Raw genomic sequence first — 16680 nt, 5'->3', positions numbered from 1 at the left:
CCGGGCATTCTTGAGCGCATTGTTGAAAGACACGGCGTCGCTCATGTCCGGGTCTCTTTCAGTGATCGCAGCGCTTCTAGCCTTGTTCTACAGCGCGAGCCACGCGCGTATCGCATTTGCGTCCTTCGCTGCCATCTGTGCTCTGACGGCGACCTACCGCATCTGGGCGAGTGAGAGACAGCAACGTATGGCAGCCGAAGAATATCTCGCGACGCCCGACTTGAGCATCGAGCTGGGTAGATGCTACCGGTGGACTGGCGGTGGAGGACCATTTGTTCTTCTCGAAACAACCGTAATCAACCGCTCGGTCGGTACCGCGACTGTGAAGCACTTCACCGTGACCTTGATACTCGAAGACGGTCGCGTTCTAAGAGATCAAGGTTGGACGAGCGTCGATCCATTTAACTTGGTGACGATGAGAGATCCCAGCACAGGTACCGAGAATTTGGTGAACATGCAGACGGACGATCTCGCGGCTCATCTGAGCGAGATCATGTTAGCCCGTGGACAACATCTCCGAGGATATCTGGAGTTTTATATCCCCCAAGCATTGAGTTTGAGTAACGCCAAGATCAAGGCTGAACTGACTCTCACCGACTCACTTAACGCGATTCACCGCAGCGGGCTGCAGGAAATCTGGTATGTGGGTGAAGGATGGAGAGGGGGCAATGTGAGCCAAGCTCACAAAGCGCCTGGGAGATACGGCGGATGAGAAAATATGTGAAGCGTTCAGCCAGGCGTTTCGCTTGAACAGGTTGAGTGCAATGTGGGATGGCGCCTCGATTAATCTGGGTCGAGTGTCACCACCCTGCTCACAAGCGATTTGTCTCTTTGAACCTCCGGATCTCTCGAAAATACCGTAGTCGGGTGTAGAGCAGCCGGAGGCCATGCTCTTTCGGAGGGGGACGGTTTGCCATTCGGGTTATCTGCTCACGCAATGGCCTGAATTTCTTCGCAAACGCTATCGAATCCGCGTTCCGCTCAAGGCTGACGACTGCCTCAGTCCAAGTGTCGAGAATTCCAGCGTTCTCCAGTTCATCCGCGATGACAATGCGGTCTTGAAGGACCTGAAACGCTTCGAGCTTCGCGTCCGTTATCTGGCGTTGAAGCTCCGGATCGATGACCGGTATTGGCGGATCATAGGGCGATACGATGCGCATGTAGCATTTAGTGAGGATGGTTACTAGCTCACGGTATTCTTGCCGCCGCTCTTCACGCTGCGCGCGCGCCTCCTGAGTGCTCTTCGTAAGGACAAACGTGAGAAGTGCGCCACCAACACCAATGCCAGCAACGATGAAGGTGATCGTGCTCTGCTGCATTCTCACTCCTGTGGAAGGATGCCTGCAAAGAGCCTGCGTCCAAGGGACTCGATGACGGGCATTGAGTAGTTAACTTCTTCGGAGGTAACTTGCACCTTCCGACCGGCGATAGCCAAAGAGTCGAAGGCTTTCTGAACGTAATCTTCGTCAATCACCCCCATCTTGTGGGCTAGAAGATGACGCTTTTGAAAAACCCTGCACACTCCTTGCCACTCTTCTGCTGTGAGCGAGTCAGCGAAATCGAAACCGAACTTCTCTTGCACGTTGCGCCTTGCACCAGGAAGGTTTTGAAATCTGATCTCAGAACCTTTGCGCAGGCTGATCTCGCGGCCAAATCCGTCAAAGGCTGACACGATATTTTCGAGTGCGTCACCGATCAAGTGATCCGCTAGATCTGACTCAACCGTCTCAGCAAGGCTCAGCTCCTTCCGCGCAAGCTCAAAATTCTTTGTCAGGATTTGAACTGAATTATGGCTGCCGCAGTCTGGACACCAGCCAAAGACGCCGTAGATTGCAAAGCGAAGTGCGCAGCTCTCGCAGACGACATGAGTCTCGAGCTCTTTCTCTCGGTAGTATTGGATCGGATGAGGCGCGCCTCGCGTCACCTTGAGGCTGATGCCGATTCCGAACCCACCTTGCAGTTTATGGTCGAACTCCATAGACTTCATGTCTTTGTGCAGAGCGTCGGTGACCTGCCGGAGAACAAAGGAACGGGCATACTCAATTTGCTCCTGAGTCCAGAATGTACCGTTGTCTCCGCTATGGCCGCAATACGGACAGTGGCAAAGGGGGCTACCCTGGACGCCTGTTCCCGGCGTGACCTTGAAATAACCGCGACACTCTTCGACGGGGCACTCACGTCCGAAATAACCGTCTTCGTCGCTGTGCATCGGCACGCTCACTTGGTCACCGAGTCTCTTAACGTTTCTCATGCTGAAGCTCATTGGCGGATTCACGCAATCATTTGGTGGAATTTCCAGCGAATCCATGCTATCGCGTTGCTGAGCGAACTCGTCATCGCGTCCACGACGACACTATGGAGATACTGCGGGTGTCGCGGGCGGGAATGCCTGGCCGACGCGAATAGCTGGAAGTGGGCTGGCTTCCCCTGAAAACGACCCTTGCTTACCGTCATGAAAATAGCGGTACGCGTGCGCGGCAACCTCTTGCTCAACAAGGGATTGGTCATGAGCCAACTTCACGGTATAGATAAGGTTCGGGTTTTCCTGGGTTAGGAATATTTGCACGTGAGCTTGGCCTAGTCCCGGCTTTACCTCGGCTGCAAGGATGTGCGCCTTCCATCCGTCGGGGCGTGCCTCGTCATTCAGCATTTGGTACACCAGGGGATGGTTACGGTGCTGAATGAAATCGTTCACTCGGCGCACAGGCTCATTCGTATCTTCAGAGATGAACGACCGGATGCCCGAAAACATCGAGTGATGGCCTGAATAGGCCGGGAACTGTGACAAGAAATAGTGAAAGCCGATCTTGGCGATTCCCCGGAAATAGCGCTCGCTCAACTGGAATTTCACCTCTGGCGTCTCGATGATGTGGCTCATGAGCTTCGGCTCGGAGAACACGATGCCGGGTGAGTGCTCGCGTAGCAGTTTCTCAACCCACTCTTGCTCATGCGGATGGCAGGAGAGGCGCACGTCATAGGGTGCAGGAACATTTTTCCGAGCAATCGCGCCGCGAAGTTCATCAGCGGTGGTCGTTTCCGACAGAGGGAAATGATGCGCCCGCCCCATGCTGGTTTCAACGAGGATCAGCTCGCACATCTGGGTGACAACGCCATCCACGGCTTCCAGGTGGACTTCCACCCCCACTTCACGATCGAATGTCGAAAACTCCAGCCTGCTCCCACCGGCGCTTCCCCGTGCAAAAGGGTTGACCTTGGTCTTATGCGCCCGGCCCTTAATGCCGTAAAATTCCCGCATAAATCCTTCGGGTCCGCATCGCGAAACTTGCTGGTCCAGATGATTGAGCCGTTCGTTATTGCATTTCGGGCATAAGGGTATAGGCACCTTGGGAGCAGATCGGAACTCGCCGAACGCTGCCGGGATCACGTGCTCTTCCGTTTCACCAACCGCTGCGCAATATAGGCACTTCGCCATACTTCAATTATGCGCTGATGCCGTCGCCTGTGTTTGCGGTTCGCTAACTCAAATCGAATCGCTGCGCTGCGAGTCATACCCGCGATTCCGGGCCTGAAACTGCAGAAGGTTCTCGGGACTAGAGGACGATCTGCTGACCGAATCGGCTAAAGCTCGATGGCATATCCTTCGAAATCGATGGAAGGAGCGTCGATCTCCGGCATGGCGATTTCCGTTACAACCGGACCGGCAAACTCTTTCTGCACGGCAAGCTCAGGCGCGGGCTGGTACCCGTCCGAACTGTACACGGTTAGCTCGTGGAGCTTGGTAGGAAGCTCGGAGAGGGCTTCCCACTGTGCGGTGATCTGCGCGGCTTCGCCGCTTAGGATGACACGATCGACAGCCATGCGTTTGGTCGACTCGATGGCATACCCATACTCAACATGTTGCGCCTGTTCGGGGGTGAGCTGCAGACTCGTTCCCGAATCGACTTTGACAGAGAGGCCGCCGTCTTCGTGGGTTTGCTCTATGGTGGCAAGATTGCCGACGCGGATACCTTGATCCCACTCGGAGCGGGTGAGCCGGATGCGCTCTCCCTCGGCCAACTCGCGCTCCTCGGGTCTGTAGACGGTCGCTTTAAGGCGCATCTGCCACTCGGTTGCAGGATTGTAGACGCGCGGGCTGTCATCCGCTCCGGTGACGGTGATGAGGTTCCTCCCGGCGTCTAAACCGGTCACTGTTCCATAGGTGTTCGGGGAGATGCCCAGCTCGTCGCTGCCCTTGCTGCCATAGCGGATCACGTCGCCGACTTCGTAATTGGCGGCAATCTTTGCATCTTTGTCTGACAGGGGTTTGTCTGTGAGGACGTTGGCGCTGACAGTTTCGCCCAACCGCCCCCGCTCGCGAAGATCCGCACGAATGAGCCGGGTCAACTCTTCACGCTCCGTCTTATCAGGTGCGAAGATGACGGCGCGGTCTTCTTTGGAAACGTATTCTTGGGCCACGGCAGCCATGCGGTGTTCCGGGTCGCTATAGACCTGGATACGATTGGTGTCCCGCAGGAACATAGTTGCCGATTGAGGGTCAGCGCGCCGGAAAATATCTACCGCTTGCCGCACATCGTCGAGGTCGAGAGCCGCGCTCTTCGAAACATCGGTCGCCAGCCGCTCGCCCAAGGTGGCGGCGTTATTGGTGTAAATGCGGGCATCGTACGCAGCGCGGGAGATGGCGACATAGGCCAGCCGGTCATTGATAAGCGAACGGCTGGAGTCGGTGTCGATATTGGCGATCACACGGTCAGCGGTGAGTCCTTGCGAGCTGTGGGACGTGACAGCGTAGCCATGGTCGAGCTGCCGGAATTCGGTGGGGTCGAAGGTCACCTCGCGCCCACTCTTGCCATCCATGCGTATGGTGATGGAACGCTCCTCAAGGGCCGTGATGGTGCCGAGGTCGCGGTTGGCGATGCCAAGATCGCGGTTCCCAGAGGTGAACTGGACTCGCTCACCCAAACTGAAATCGCGGCTTTGCTCTTCAAAGACGTTCACGCCATAGAGCCGCTTCGGATCATAGGAGACCTGTTCGCCGTCCTGCTTCTGGACAATAAGGATATTGGTCCGGGCGTCCACGCCGACCACGCGGGCCTCAGAATTCCTCTCGAAGCCGAGAGTGCTGCTACCGGACTCATAGCGGATCACATCGCCGGGATTGTAGAGCGCCGCCCAGGTGCGGCCTGCGCCGGTGAGGTCGGAACGATGCGCGAGTGTCTGGAACGCGCGACCGTCCGCGGAGAGTTGGCCGGTGCTTTGCAGCTCGGCGCGGATGGCCTCGTTGATCTGCTGGCGACTTCGGTTGTCCGGGGAGACGACGAGGGTATTTTCCGGTTGGGCGGCATAGTCCTTGGCGATGGCCGCGATACGATCCACGCCGTTCTTTATCTCGGTCACGCGGCCCTGCTGGGCCAGCAAGTCGACGCCCTTCTCTGTCTCTCCGGTGGCAAGGTGCTGGACCGCTTTCAGCAGCTTCGCATCCTTCTGGCGCATGATCTGATCCAGCTGCGAGGTCTGCATCCCGGCCTGCTGCATTTGCTCGAACGGCTTGCCGGCCTCCACGCCCTGATGCTGGCGGACGTCACCAATGACCAGAACCCGGTCCTCGGGCGAGACCTTCTGAAGAAAATCCCGCATTTGCTTTGAAGATGCGAGCGAGGATTCGTCCAGCATGTAGAGGTGGCGCTGCCCCGGCGTGTCCTCGACCTTGCGGGCGAGGAAGCTCTGTAAGGTGCTCGCCTCAATTCCGGCCTCGCGGAGCTGGCCAGCAGCGCGGGACGTAGGCGCAAAACCCTCCACCTTGTAGCCTTTTGCCTCCGCGCCTTCGCGGATGGTTTGAAGGCTCGCGGTCTTGCCTGAACCGGCCAGCCCCTGAAGCCCGTGAACGCGGTCCGTCGAGGTCAGAACCTCACGAATAACGCGGCGCTGAGAGTCATTTAGAAAACTCCGGCTATCAGCCTGGGCGAAGGCTTCGCGCTCCGTCATCATAGGCGCAAGGGCGTGTCTGCCTTCCCGAACCTGTTGGATATTGGTACGCTCTGCGGCGAGCGTTTCGGGCGTCGTGTATCGCTGCGCGGAGTCATAGGTCCGCTGGCCGACACTTTGAAACTGGCCCTGCTCACGGCGTGCCGAGAACTCATTGCGGACCTCGGAAAAGGTCGCCTCGCCCATGCCGCGCCGAAGCGCCGCGGTCATGATCGCCCGCTCGTCGGCAACGGCCTCGCGCTCGAACAAATGATCGCGGGCGAAGGTCATCGCCTCCTGTGCGCGGACTAGCGACGGCTGGCGGACACCCTGCTCGAAGGACCGCTGGCGGGCCTCTTCGACTACCCGGCTGGCCTCGTTACCGAACTCGGCGGCGACCTCCCGGTGTGCCTGCAAGACCTGCTCTTTGGTGAGGTCTTGTTTTTTCTCGCGGGTGGCGTGTGCGGCGATCTCCGCAGCCTCCGGTCCCCTAAACCCGTTCCGCTCCAGATGCTCCCTGATCTTCTCGGAACGTGGGCTTGACGCATCCAGGTACTCCTGCGAGTAGCCTTTGATCTCGGGGGCGCCGGAACGCCCACGCTCCAGCTCATAGCCCAGCTCGCGTAGCTTGTACGTCAGGTGCGATTGGTAGACCGCCGTCGCGTAGCTCTGGCTCTCAAAAAAAGCCCGCTCCTGAAGGGCACGGGTAGACCCATCCTCCCGTTCGGTCACGTTGAAGACAACGGCATGGGTGTGGAGCTGGGGAGCGGCGTAGCCGTCCACTGGGCGGGCGGTGTCGTGTTCGAACTTGGCTGCGACAAACCGTCCGGTCTGTTCGGCGGGGTTGTTGCCGCCGATCCGCGCCTGCGAGTACCGCTCCAGCTCAGAGAGTGCGGCGGTCACCGCGTCACGGTGAGCCAGACGCACTCGCTCGTCACCGCCCACAAGGGCGGTCAGGGATACGGACTTGGGCGCGGAAAAGGTAGCGTCCCAACCAGCCCGGTGCTCCACTGTCTTGGTGATGGAACCATCCGGGTTGGTCTGTTCGGAGGCGATGCGATGTTTCACCATCTGCTCGCCGGTTTGTGGATGCTGGCCATTGGCAAGGGCCATGAAGTCCGCTTTGCTAACGGCTCCCGAGAGGCCCAGCCTATCGGCCAACTCTCCCTGCCACTCGCCCAGCAGCGCGTCGTCTTTCGCGTAGTAGCTCTGTGTCTCGGACACGAAATCCTTGGTGTGATATGTGCCCGCCTGCGAGGCGTTGAGAGCCTTCGAAATCGTCAGCATCGGGGCTACTCCAAAGAGAGGCTGAACTGCTTGTCATCGTGAGGCGGCAGGATATGGGCATGGTGCTGATTATCGTGCAGGGGCATAAGGTAAGGGTCTAAATCCGTGAGCATGATCGGGTCTGAAGCGGTCTGCTCCGGTTGCTCTTCGGCCCGCTTGACGATGTCGGCCCACTCCTCCCTGACTGCCTTCAACTCGTTTTCCGAGAAGTCGCGGCCCTGCTCGTCCAGGGATTCCCTGAACTGTTCCAGCTCTTCAAGAAACTGGGTAGCTCTGGCAGCTATGCTGGTGAGGTGCGACTTCACCTTATCCTCGGGTCCGTCCCAGAGCGTCAGGGCGCGCCGGTACTGCGCTCCACCTTTTTGCTTGGGTTCCTGCGCGTCTTTGGGGTCCGCTTTGCGCTCGGTCGGCGTCGCTGTCTGCGTCGGTGGTTCGAGCGCAGCTGAGGATGCTACCGGTGTCACAGGCTCAAGGGTACGGCGATCAAACTTCAGCTTGTCGTCGGCGTTTTCGCGAGGAATAAAAGCTTCCGTCACCGTCGGAAGGCCGTGGTACTCGAAGTCGAACCGAGCGATCCGGTTGCCGAGCTTGAGATACGCGCGGCGGTCCTCCAGCCCGGAGATCTCGGATGCCATGACCAGCGGCTCAATCTGCCTGTCGATGGTGTAGTTCTTGCCTGCGCGGGAGCCGTCGAAGTGCGTCTCCTTCAGACGCTCGATCTCGACCTTGCCGAGCGTATCGGAGATCCATTCGGCGGCTTTGCCCTCCGTAGTCTTCATGAAGATTTTGGTGGCAGGCTGACTTAACATGACCTCGGCGATCTTGCCGTAGATGTCCTCCAGTTGGGCGCGGCCCTGGAAGCCCACCACGAGCGGATTTTTCGATTTCCGGCTCTCGGTCATGGCGCTGTGGAGCTGGGGTAGTTTCTGCAAGCTGGCGAGCTCGTCGATGACAAACCAGACCTGCTTTTGCCCCGGCTTGGGAATCTCCATCAAGCGCATCACGAGGATGTCGATCCAGAGCGAGATGAGAGGTCGCAGCACCTCGCGCTGGGACTTCTTGGAAGTGATAAAAATCCAGCCCTCGCGCTTCTTGGCCCAATCCGTCGCGTTCCAAGTCGACGTGGTTTCTTCCTTCCTCGGGAGCAATCGGAGGCTCTGCGCAACAAGCCCGAGACTGGCCAGAACACCCGCCGCCTGGGGGCCCGCCTTGCGGTCGATATAGAACGCCATCTCCGTTCCCTTGACCTTCTTTTGCAGGAAACTTTCATCGGCCATCCACTCCGCCAGCGTGTGCGGCGTCGGCCCTTCGCGGAGCAAGTGAGCGAAGATTTGAGCGGGCGTCCGGTAGAAAAACTCCTTGTTCGAACTGTTGGAGCTGCCGCCCGATGGCTGGTACAGCGAGTCGGAGATAGTCGTGGCCTCCTGGTTGCTCTCGATCTCCATGGCGGGCGACCAGAACGGGCACCGCGCGTCGAGCGGATTGAGGATGATGTCGCCGCGATTTTTGTCGTAGAATCGCTGCACGAACTCCGAGGCCGGGTCATACACAATGGCCACGTCGCCACGGTCCCGAATCTGCCGAAGTAGCTGCATGATGAGGGTCGTCTTGCCTGCACCGGTATCGCCCATCATCTGGAAGTGCTGGGACTCTTTGCCGGGCGGAATCCGCATCAGCCCGGTCATCTCCGTGGTCTTGAAACCGAGTCCCAGATGGGCTTGGTTGCCGCCCTTCTTACTGGCTCTCCATGCACGGAACTCGCCCAGTGGATGACGCCAGAACTCGCACATGACGGCACGGTGGAACTCGCGGGGGCTCATCATTTCGGGGCCACGGAGGACGCGGCCGTACTTCAGAACTTTGAGCCGCTTGATATCGGCTGGGACGGCAAACCAGAGCATGACGACGAGCGGTACACCAGCCTCGATGTAGCTCAGTAGGAACAAGCGGGGAATACTCTGGTCCTTGTAAAACGTGAGGCGGAGCCAACGGTACACCGAGGCGTCCTGGAACTTCTGCGGAAGGCTCCGCCCGAACGACCGATAGCCCTCTGCCTGCGGCAGCGCAGTGAGCTGGACGGGCACTTTCTTCCCGTTCGGAAGCGTCGTTTGCCCTTCCTCAAAATCAATTGGAAAGGCAAGACGCGGCTGCCTCTTCGTCGCTCCGTAGAGATAAAACAGCCGGTATTCGCCGGCCTGATGTAAGGCCGAGCCAACGGCCGCGCGTACGTATTCCGTCAAGTAGCTCCGCTGCATGATCGGCATGGCAAACGCGACCCTCTGCCACGCGAAAAAGCAGAGGCACATGAGCGCCAATGCAAAAGCCGAAAAGGTATACACCGGCACGGTCGGCGGTGTGATGAGGGTTTCTTTTCTGCCCCAGGTGGCTGCCATGGTCTATCTCTCCTTTGTGGTGTTCAACCGCTGTGTTTGCTCTGCAAGCTCGCGGGCGATCCGGCGTTTCACCTTCTGCACTTCCGCGTGGATTTTCGTGTACTCGGCTTCCGGCAGGGCGCGGGTCTGTCCGATCATCTTCAGCATGTTGACCAGCAACATGCGCGTGGCGACCAGCTCCACCAGAATCACGTCAGGTCCGGCGCGCTGGGCGGCTTCGATCAGAACCTCGCGCGCCCACTCGCTCACCGCTTTTCCGTTGTTTGCCGCGGCGTTCTCAAGCAACCGCAGTTCTGGTTCTGTGAGCTTGGAATTGATGGAAAACACCCTGCCGCTGCGCCCGCGCGAGCGGCGAAGCCGGGTGCTGAGGTCAAAGCTGACGGGAGACGCTGTAAGGCTCATAAATACCTCGGAGATGCCGGATTCCTATAGGAATCCAACACCCGGTAAGTGCTTGAATCGAGGGCGGATTCCTATAGGAATCCACTTCCTGCTATAACGACACCCTTCGAGGGATGGAGTGTCAACATTCTTCCGGTGCGAAGCACCGCAGTGGCTCTGCCCCGGAATGAAATGGAGGATCATGCGCTTTTCGCCTGCGATACAGGAGCGGCAACGGGTGCTGGAAGAGGCTTCTGAGCTGCCGGCACAGAAGCCTCGGAAGCCGGGACTTTCCGAATCCGCAACGTCGAAGCGACCTTCCGGGCCTCCGGGGTCTTGAGGAAGTCTTGGAAGTCACGATCCTTGCTGAAGACATAGGCGAGGGCTTGTTCGACTACATCGTCAGCGCAAGCCCGGATGAAGGCGGCATATTGATCGACTTGGGTTGCGGTGGAGTCAGTGAGGCGAATCGAGGCGCTGATCTGACGGGTTTGGACGACTTCAAGCAGTGGCATTGTGGTTCTCCTTTGGGTGGTGAATTGAAGCAAACCTTTGGCGAGTAATCATCCGCTGCGCTGTGGCCGTAATCTCCCGCGCTCTGGTGGAGCCAAGAGCAAGCGGAAGCTCGGTGGAACGGCGGCGTTCCAGCATGGCGATTACGTCCTCGATCGCCATGCCGTCGAGCAACGAAAGGCGAGCGGAAGCGATGTCGATGGTGCGTTGCGCGTAGTAGAGAGGATTCGGCTTATCTGACCGCCGGGAAGCGAGCACGAGCGTGAGCTTCGCGGCATCCTCTCCGAGCGAAAGCTGCCGTATAACCCACGCCCAATCCTGCTCAGAATGGGTGTCCTTGCTTGTTGGGTATGTCCGTGCGGCCCCGCGAAGCGGAAGCACGGAATCCAACAACAAATCCTTCAGTCGAAAATCGTCGGGATGATAGATCGCATTGCAGGGGTATTCGACTGTGACGAGGTGAGCGGAATCGTACTTGCAGTTGCGGAATCCCGGCACACGAAGAACCCGGTTGCGGTCGGTGCAAGCGGAGTCACCGCCGAAGGCGATGGCGAGCAGCTTCAACGTGCCTTCCTGCTGGTCGAAGTCGAAGCCTTCGACCCTCCAAAGCACCTGATACTTGTCCGGCGATGTCGAGAGGATCACGGTCGGAACAGGTACGTTTTCCGACTCCCTGAGCGCAGCGATTCTGTTCTCGCCGTCCACGTCGATGTCGAGGTAGAGGTGACGAACTGTCGCAATGCAGTCCTTCATCCGTTTACGGCTGCCGGGCAGAAGCGGATTGGCAGCGACATAGACGTTCGCGCCGTTGTGGTTCTCGTACCTCAACCATGCGAGATAGCGAGGGGATAGCACCTGCTCAAGCCGCACGATGCGCTGGTTCGTCGATGCGGGATTCTCCTTGCGGAGGAGCACCGCAACGGTCTCTCCAGGAAGGAAGCATCGGGTTAGAAAGTCGTGGGTCATCGTAGTGTTCATCGGGTGTCTCACAGGGTTGGAAGCCCGGCGTCAACCGGGCTCCCGAGTTGATGGAAGGAAAGCGGCTTATGCGGCCGCTTCCAGAGGGAGTTGAGGTTCGGTCTCCTGCTCTTCCGGGCTTGCCTTCTCCGCCCGGTCCAGCTTAAGAATCGAGTTCACCCGGATCTCCCAGATGGTCTTCTTCAAGGCTGGCTTCTTGCCGACCTTCTTGGTCTCGTACTCCCGGCTGCGCAGCTCGCCTTCCACCTGCAGATGAGCGCCCTTCTTCAGCGTGCCGGCGAACTCCGAGAGCTTGCCGAAGATCACGCAACGGTGCCATTCAGTGTGCGAGATATACTGGCCGTCCTTTTTGTAGGAACTCTTGGTTGCCAGCGAGAGAGTTGTGAAGCTGCGATTGTCATTGGTGCGAACTTCTGCGTCGTTGCCGAGGAAGCCGATGAGGGTGACTTTGTTCTGGTACATGGTGGTATCTCCGTTTTGTTGAATTTCCCGATCTTGCTCGGGTCACTAATAAGCGAAGTGGGCCCGGCTCCCAAGTGCCAAGGAGTGCTTTCTTGGCGGGGCCCCGGAAAAAGTTTGTGCGGCGCATTTGCCGCGCGTTTACAAACTTGTTCTGGGAGGAACCGAGACCCTGAAAGGGTGGCAAAGCCAAAGCAGAACGACGCCGAGCCGCAGGGCGCCGGTTTGGCCCCGAAGCAGTGACCGTGCAAAGGCGGGATACGGAACGGAAGACTCCCACTGGACCGAAGTCACTCTCTCGCTTCACGGCTGAGGATGTTCGTCCAAGCCGCAGCTCATTACTGCTGGCTAGAGTTCCGTGGAAGGACGGCCTCTCGCCACTGCCGTAGCGCTCTTCGCGGCTCAGGAACGGCACGCTGAAGGCGTTTAGAGACAGGTGGGGCTGTGCAGCCGGATTGGGAGCATGATGGTGCATCGGGAAGACCTCGAATTCGGGTTGGGTTCTCTAGCGTTTGGACTGGGCGTTAGGCTGCGGAGGCGCGGTAGACCTCCTCAGTCTGGAAGCTCTGGTCTGCATGGCTGTAGCCGGTGACTGTAATCAACTCGCGCACGCGACGCCGGCCTGTCTGGTCGCGCTCGCAATAGAGCACGAAGTCGATGGCTTCTGCGGTCTCAGACCGCATGAAAGCGTGGTTGAGATTCGGCCTGGCACTGAGAGCAAGATTCGAGAGACGGTTGAGCGCATCCCACGCGGACTTTGCGTGGATCGTAGAGAGCGTTCCGCCGTGTCCGGTGTTCATCGCCTGGAGCAGGTCGTAGCCGCATTCATTGCGAATCTCGCCCATGATGATGCGGTCGGGACGATGGCGGAGCGCGGCGGCAAGCAACTCGCTCGGCGTTATCGCAACCTGCCCTGGAATCTCTTCGATAGCCTCCCAGCGAACAGCATTCTTGTGGGCAACCTTCAGCTCCGCTGGTTGTTCGATGATGAGCAGCCGTTCGTTCTCCGGTATGTGGTCAAGAAACGCCTTCATTAGGGTCGTTTTCCCAGAGCCGGTCCCGCCGCTGATGATGCCGTTCTTCTTCTTGCCGATCAGCTCAACAACCGTGTCCCGAACGTGCTTCGGCAAACTGCCGGAGTCGATCAGCTCATCGGACGTGTACCAGCGGTTGAACTTGCGAATCGTCAGCGTCGGGCCGTTGATCGACGATGGCGCTCCAACTACGGCGACACGGGAGCCGTCCGGCAGGCGGGTATTGAGGATCGGATTCTGGGTCGTGAGATCCCGGCCCAGAATGCGCGCGACGCGCTCGATCGCGGCCTGCAGCCGGTCGTTGGTATACGGCTGCGACAGCGGAATATGCTGCACTACCCCGTCCCGATCCGCATACACACCGGTCGTTCCATTAATCATCAAGTCCGAGATGGACGGGTCGAGCAATAGTTCCCGCAGCTCCTCCGGGAAGAAGGGCAGAATGAGTTGGTAGCTCATCTCGTTTCCCCTGGTGTCGGCTGCGGTGCAAGCGACGCGGCAGGCGTGGTGGCACCGGGCACGATGGGATCGACGGACATCCGGTTCTCGTGGAACTCCGTGATGGTCAATCCGAGCGGATTGATCGTCTCGAACTGTGGGAAGACACGGGCCTGGTCGCTCACCTGCTTAGGATTCAAGTAGTAGGTGACACTCAGGAGCCAGTGCTCCGTTCTCGGCTCCCGCGAGTTCCGCGGGGAGTAGAGCTTGTCGATGGTGACGAGCGCCGTTCCACGGGCGATGGTTGCGCCCTGGACTGTCTCATCGGACATGGAGGTAATGGTGACGTTCTTGACCTCCACATCGCTCTGCTCGACCTGGCCACCCACCACCTGAGAGACAAGGTGACTTTGGTTGTCAGCCGTCATCAACTGCGAGGCGAGGTTCTGAGATAGAAAGTAGTAGTTGAGCGGATATTTCTTAGCAATGGTGTCCCGGCTGAGGGTGTAGCGATAGTTCGCCCAATCCGTCAGATACGTCCGCACCTCGCCCTCGCGGGGACTGTAGTTTAGGTCGGTATAGGCGATGGCCTGGGCGCGTCCCATCTCGTCGATACGGATGTAGCGATTTGCAATCGGACGGTGCGCCAGAGAGAAGATAAGTCCGAAGGCTCCCAGCAGGAGAACCGTCTCAGTTCCGATGACGAACCGGCCGAGCTTCCGTTCGGCATAGTGGGAGGCATAAACCTCGTTCCCGATCTCATCTGCGAGCAACGATTGAGCCGGAGTTAGCCGGGTTTCAATGGGTAGAGTGGTGCTGGACATGATGCTCCTCCGGCGTCGTTCCGACTGCGTTGAAAATGACGACTGCGTAGATGAGGCCTACGATCACGCAACCGATCAGGGTGATTAGGAGTGCGGCTCGCATGTATCGCCAACCGCCGGTTGCCCTTCCAATAAGTAAAGCCGCGAGAAATGACCACATATCTAAGCTCCTGCTCCTTTGATGGCGGCACCGCCTATCAATGCGCCCACCGTGCTCGTCGCATTGGATGCCATCCCCGCCGCTCCGCCGAATATCGCTTGAGTCATGCTCGGAATGAAGAGCATGTTGATGATGAAAGCGATGAAAACCATGACGCAGGGGATTAGGTTGGCGAGCCACATTTCCATCGAATAGTTGCCGTTGAAGGTCTGCTGGATGAAGCCGTTCAGGAACCCGGCCCACACGAAGATGAAGGCTGCCGCTACAGCCCGAATCATCGCGAAGCCGATAAGCACATCGAGGAAGTGAAAGAACTTCGCTCGGAAGGTCCTCGTCATCAGCAACGGGACGAAGATCGGTCCAAAGAGAGCCGTCACACCATAGAGGATAAAGGCGCTGCAATTTATTAGGAAGAGGATGGCAGAGGCCAGCCCAAGAAGGACCTGAACGAGAAAGTAGCAGAGGATCTGAACCGGCGCCGTAAATGACGGCATCTGCGTCTGGTCGCCGGCGGTCTTGAGCAAGTGCAAGAGGGAGTCCAATGAACTCTGATCGAAGGCCGCAACCATCGCCTGGGCGATGTAAGAAAAGAAGTGGTTGATGCCGAAGCTCGCGCCGGGGAACGGATTGACCCAGTAAGTCTCCAAGAGGCAGCAGATGATGAGCTGAAGCAGGAACTTGGTCAGGTCGCCCGCTTGAATCGGGTGATGATGCAGACGAAACGTCATCGTCGAGGTCTGCCAGTTCACGACCATGCTGACGAGCATAAAGAAAGAAATGCAGGCTAATTCGGTCATCCCGAGCTGAGTCAGAGCCCCGCCGTTCTGTGTCGTCAGGTTGGTCAGATTGTTGGTGAACTGGTACAGCCAATCAACGCCGGAACTTGCGCTCGGAAGGGCCTGGGCTAACAACACAATGGAAGACATGACGGGTGCTCTCTCTCTGGGCTTCAGTCTGGGGTTATGGGATATAGGTCTTCCAGGTCTTGCCTTCATGGACAGCGGCTGAACTGTGCCGCTTCTTGTCCGCCTCGACCTGCTTGCGAAGGGCCTCGTTTTCCTGCTTCAGGTAGTCGTTGTCGTCCTTTTGAATCTGAAGGATCTCGGCTGCTTTGGCGGTGGCTGCCGCTGTCTTTGCCGCCTGATCGCGTTGATAAATCGCGGCACCGCCTATGACGGTCAGTGCCGCAAGGATTGCAAGGAGAATCTTCGTATTAATTGCTGTAAGCATTTCTTCTCCGGATCAGGGTAGGTAGGTCGTCCAGGTGCTGCCTTCATTGGCCGCACTGGTGTCATTCGTCGAGCGTTGCTGTTGCACAGCCGCCGCCGTATTCAAATCCTGGGCTGCGGCATTGCGTTGCTGCATGTTGGCGACAGTCATCTGAGAAGCAAGGCAGACGTGCATGGCGGCCTGCGACTGCATCTCGGTCAACTGTTGGGCTTGAGCGGCGTTCAGAAGGTTCAACTGCTGGACCTCGCTGTTCGTCGCTGACGTTGTATCGAACTGCTGCTGCGTGAGAGAGCTGCTGGCTGTACCGTTCTGGCTGCGCCCGGCACGATACTGTCCAACCGCCGTGAGGCAGTCCGGCGATACTGAGTCGGACATCTCGATCATGGCGAGCTGCGAAAGCTGCGCGCTGTTGCCAACCGTCTGCCCTTGCAGGTAGGTGCTGGTCCCAGTGCTGACCGGAACGGTCGCCGTCTTCCATGCTGTAAGCGATGCACTCGGCGAATTGCTGTTGAGAGCGATGTTGACTCCTGCCGTCTCGCCGAACATATTTGCCACGTTCGCGTTCTTGAGCGCATTGAGCGTCGTCTGCCACTGCTGCTTGAGCGAGAAATGGGTGACATTGTTCTTGAGCATGCTGTATTGCGACTCCAGCGTGGTGAGCTGGGACACAAGACTGGCATAGCTCGTGGGATCGAAGACGATGTCGCCGATTCCGAAGAGCGCAAAACCCGGCGTAGCCGTGGCTAAGAGCAGTCCACCTGCAAGTAGATACTTACGGTGCTTTTTGATGTTGAAGTTCATAACGACTCCTGAAGGGTTAAGGGTTAGCGGCACTCAGAGCAGGTTGGGTCCATCCGCTCCGGAAGCATTTTGAGGTTCGTGACGGCGTCACCAATTCGGTCTGGAATGTCGCCGTAGAACCGAACTGCCCTCTCCAACGTGTCGGCAGCATCCGTTCTTGCAAATCGCACCATGCCAAATGCAAGCGTTGCGGCGAAACAGGGCACACAGGCGAAGGAGAGACGACGGTTTGAAAGGCGGAGCCTCATCGGGTTCTCCAT

Annotated in this window: 17 protein-coding genes; 1 reads left to right on the top strand and 16 read right to left on the bottom strand. The window is 58.3% G+C overall.

The window, feature by feature from the left end:
* Positions 1 to 43 precede the first annotated feature (43 nt).
* Positions 44 to 712 (top strand): hypothetical protein, encoded by a 669-nt coding sequence (locus RBB76_RS20325; protein ID WP_429629525.1) that lies wholly within the window; start codon positions 44 to 46, stop codon positions 710 to 712.
* Between the two features lie 100 nt (positions 713 to 812).
* Here RBB76_RS20325 and RBB76_RS20320 read toward each other — a convergent pair whose 3' ends face one another.
* From RBB76_RS20320 to RBB76_RS20245, 16 genes are all read right to left on the bottom strand, one after another.
* Positions 813 to 1319, bottom strand: coding sequence for a hypothetical protein (locus RBB76_RS20320; protein WP_429629524.1), 507 nt, complete (start codon positions 1317 to 1319; stop codon positions 813 to 815).
* A 2-nt stretch (positions 1320 to 1321) separates the two neighbouring features.
* The gene (locus RBB76_RS20315; RefSeq protein ID WP_429629523.1) at positions 1322 to 2308 is read right to left on the bottom strand and encodes a hypothetical protein; all 987 of its coding nucleotides are present in this window, start codon (positions 2306 to 2308) and stop codon (positions 1322 to 1324) included.
* A gap of 45 nt (positions 2309 to 2353) precedes the next feature.
* Positions 2354 to 3256, bottom strand: a complete 903-nt coding sequence (locus tag RBB76_RS20310) for a hypothetical protein (protein WP_429629522.1) — start codon at positions 3254 to 3256, stop codon at positions 2354 to 2356.
* A gap of 323 nt (positions 3257 to 3579) precedes the next feature.
* The gene (gene mobF / locus RBB76_RS20305) at positions 3580 to 7209 is read right to left on the bottom strand and encodes a MobF family relaxase (protein ID WP_429629521.1); all 3630 of its coding nucleotides are present in this window, start codon (positions 7207 to 7209) and stop codon (positions 3580 to 3582) included.
* 5 nt (positions 7210 to 7214) lie between these two features.
* Entirely contained in the window at positions 7215 to 9602 is a 2388-nt protein-coding gene (locus tag RBB76_RS20300) for a type IV secretion system DNA-binding domain-containing protein (RefSeq protein WP_429629520.1), read from the bottom strand.
* A gap of 3 nt (positions 9603 to 9605) precedes the next feature.
* Positions 9606 to 10004 (bottom strand): hypothetical protein, encoded by a 399-nt coding sequence (locus RBB76_RS20295; protein WP_429629519.1) that lies wholly within the window; start codon positions 10002 to 10004, stop codon positions 9606 to 9608.
* Between the two features lie 179 nt (positions 10005 to 10183).
* On the bottom strand, positions 10184 to 10498 hold the full coding sequence (locus RBB76_RS20290) for a hypothetical protein (protein WP_429629518.1): 315 nt from the start codon (positions 10496 to 10498) through the stop codon (positions 10184 to 10186).
* The gene (locus tag RBB76_RS20285) at positions 10485 to 11474 is read right to left on the bottom strand and encodes a RepB family DNA primase (RefSeq protein ID WP_429629517.1); all 990 of its coding nucleotides are present in this window, start codon (positions 11472 to 11474) and stop codon (positions 10485 to 10487) included. Before RBB76_RS20285 ends, RBB76_RS20290 begins: the two co-directional genes overlap by 14 nt.
* Before the next feature lie 66 nt (positions 11475 to 11540).
* Positions 11541 to 11936 (bottom strand): single-stranded DNA-binding protein, encoded by a 396-nt coding sequence (locus RBB76_RS20280; protein ID WP_429629516.1) that lies wholly within the window; start codon positions 11934 to 11936, stop codon positions 11541 to 11543.
* Between the two features lie 521 nt (positions 11937 to 12457).
* Positions 12458 to 13426 carry a CpaF family protein gene (locus tag RBB76_RS20275; RefSeq protein WP_429629515.1) on the bottom strand — a complete coding sequence of 323 codons (969 nt, stop codon included), beginning with the start codon at positions 13424 to 13426 and terminating at the stop codon, positions 12458 to 12460.
* Entirely contained in the window at positions 13423 to 14229 is an 807-nt protein-coding gene (locus tag RBB76_RS20270; protein WP_429629514.1) for a VirB8/TrbF family protein, read from the bottom strand. Before RBB76_RS20270 ends, RBB76_RS20275 begins: the two co-directional genes overlap by 4 nt.
* On the bottom strand, positions 14204 to 14389 hold the full coding sequence (locus RBB76_RS20265) for a hypothetical protein (RefSeq protein ID WP_429629513.1): 186 nt from the start codon (positions 14387 to 14389) through the stop codon (positions 14204 to 14206). Before RBB76_RS20265 ends, RBB76_RS20270 begins: the two co-directional genes overlap by 26 nt.
* A 2-nt stretch (positions 14390 to 14391) precedes the next feature.
* Entirely contained in the window at positions 14392 to 15315 is a 924-nt protein-coding gene (locus RBB76_RS20260) for a type IV secretion system protein (RefSeq protein ID WP_429629512.1), read from the bottom strand.
* 34 nt (positions 15316 to 15349) lie between these two features.
* Positions 15350 to 15619 carry a hypothetical protein gene (locus RBB76_RS20255; protein ID WP_429629511.1) on the bottom strand — a complete coding sequence of 90 codons (270 nt, stop codon included), beginning with the start codon at positions 15617 to 15619 and terminating at the stop codon, positions 15350 to 15352.
* Positions 15620 to 15631: 12 nt separating this feature from the next.
* Positions 15632 to 16420: a hypothetical protein gene (locus RBB76_RS20250; RefSeq protein ID WP_429629510.1), complete on the bottom strand. Its 789-nt coding sequence runs from the start codon at positions 16418 to 16420 to the stop codon at positions 15632 to 15634.
* A 23-nt stretch (positions 16421 to 16443) separates the two neighbouring features.
* Positions 16444 to 16668 (bottom strand): hypothetical protein, encoded by a 225-nt coding sequence (locus RBB76_RS20245; RefSeq protein WP_429629509.1) that lies wholly within the window; start codon positions 16666 to 16668, stop codon positions 16444 to 16446.
* Positions 16669 to 16680 lie beyond the last annotated feature (12 nt).

It is taken from the genome of Tunturiibacter psychrotolerans, from assembly GCF_051013365.1.
Classification (GTDB): domain Bacteria; phylum Acidobacteriota; class Terriglobia; order Terriglobales; family Acidobacteriaceae; genus Edaphobacter; species Edaphobacter psychrotolerans_A.
Note: the sequence above shows the minus strand (reverse complement) of the source record. Positions and strands in the feature narration are given on the sequence as shown.

Coding starts and splice junctions, on each gene's coding strand:
- RBB76_RS20325 (WP_429629525.1), top strand. CDS start 44: ATGTCCGGGTCTCTTTCAGTGATCGCAGCGCTTCTAGCCTTGTTCTAC.
- RBB76_RS20320 (WP_429629524.1), bottom strand. CDS start 1,319: ATGCAGCAGAGCACGATCACCTTCATCGTTGCTGGCATTGGTGTTGGT.
- RBB76_RS20315 (WP_429629523.1), bottom strand. CDS start 2,308: ATGGATTCGCTGGAAATTCCACCAAATGATTGCGTGAATCCGCCAATG.
- RBB76_RS20310 (WP_429629522.1), bottom strand. CDS start 3,256: ATGCGGGAATTTTACGGCATTAAGGGCCGGGCGCATAAGACCAAGGTC.
- mobF (WP_429629521.1), bottom strand. CDS start 7,209: ATGCTGACGATTTCGAAGGCTCTCAACGCCTCGCAGGCGGGCACATAT.
- RBB76_RS20300 (WP_429629520.1), bottom strand. CDS start 9,602: ATGGCAGCCACCTGGGGCAGAAAAGAAACCCTCATCACACCGCCGACC.
- RBB76_RS20295 (WP_429629519.1), bottom strand. CDS start 10,004: ATGAGCCTTACAGCGTCTCCCGTCAGCTTTGACCTCAGCACCCGGCTT.
- RBB76_RS20290 (WP_429629518.1), bottom strand. CDS start 10,498: ATGCCACTGCTTGAAGTCGTCCAAACCCGTCAGATCAGCGCCTCGATT.
- RBB76_RS20285 (WP_429629517.1), bottom strand. CDS start 11,474: ATGAACACTACGATGACCCACGACTTTCTAACCCGATGCTTCCTTCCT.
- RBB76_RS20280 (WP_429629516.1), bottom strand. CDS start 11,936: ATGTACCAGAACAAAGTCACCCTCATCGGCTTCCTCGGCAACGACGCA.
- RBB76_RS20275 (WP_429629515.1), bottom strand. CDS start 13,426: ATGAGCTACCAACTCATTCTGCCCTTCTTCCCGGAGGAGCTGCGGGAA.
- RBB76_RS20270 (WP_429629514.1), bottom strand. CDS start 14,229: ATGTCCAGCACCACTCTACCCATTGAAACCCGGCTAACTCCGGCTCAA.
- RBB76_RS20265 (WP_429629513.1), bottom strand. CDS start 14,389: ATGTGGTCATTTCTCGCGGCTTTACTTATTGGAAGGGCAACCGGCGGT.
- RBB76_RS20260 (WP_429629512.1), bottom strand. CDS start 15,315: ATGTCTTCCATTGTGTTGTTAGCCCAGGCCCTTCCGAGCGCAAGTTCC.
- RBB76_RS20255 (WP_429629511.1), bottom strand. CDS start 15,619: ATGCTTACAGCAATTAATACGAAGATTCTCCTTGCAATCCTTGCGGCA.
- RBB76_RS20250 (WP_429629510.1), bottom strand. CDS start 16,420: ATGAACTTCAACATCAAAAAGCACCGTAAGTATCTACTTGCAGGTGGA.
- RBB76_RS20245 (WP_429629509.1), bottom strand. CDS start 16,668: ATGAGGCTCCGCCTTTCAAACCGTCGTCTCTCCTTCGCCTGTGTGCCC.